A 585-nucleotide genomic window follows, 5' to 3' on the forward strand; every position below is an offset into this window, starting at 1 on the left:
TCGGCGAAGCTGACCCCGGATTTGGGCGAAGCCGAGATCGCGAACTGGGTCGGGTCGAGCGAGATGCTCGAATAGCTGGCGCTGGCGGAGACCGCGAGCGGCTTGTCCACCACGAGCGCGCGGTAGAGATAGGAATTGCTGCCGCTGCCCATCAGCTGCGCCAGCACGTCGAGGGCCGCGCTTTCGCCGGCCGCAGCCGTGGTCGCCGAGGGCACTAGGTAATAGCGTCGCAAGCCGGGTTGCTCGACGCGCGGATCGGCCAGGGTCACGGTGCGCGGCGCCGCGGGTTCCGGCTCCTGCGGGCGGACGCGGCGCGCCGGGATCGCGGGCTGCGCCGGGATGGCGCCGAAATTGCGCTCGACCAGCGGGCGGATGTCGGCGGGCTCGACGTCGCCGGCGATCACCAGGATCGCGTTGTTCGGCGCATAGAAGCGGCGGTAGAAGGCGAGCGCATCCTCGCGATCGAACTTCTCGATCTCCTGGTGCCAGCCGATCACCGGCCGGCCGTAGGGATGGTTGAGATAGAGCGCGGCCATGATCTGCTCGTTCAGCCGCGCGTCCGGATTGTTGGCGACGCGCATGTTG

1 protein-coding gene is annotated in these 585 nt (G+C 69.1%); it reads right to left on the reverse strand.

Annotated features, from left to right (window positions below; translation table 11 throughout):
- A partial coding sequence (locus tag AC0L3B_RS38255) for a M16 family metallopeptidase (protein WP_473382729.1) occupies positions 1-585 on the reverse strand: 585 nt, incomplete at both ends.

This window comes from Bradyrhizobium sp. Kon56, assembly GCF_055807635.1.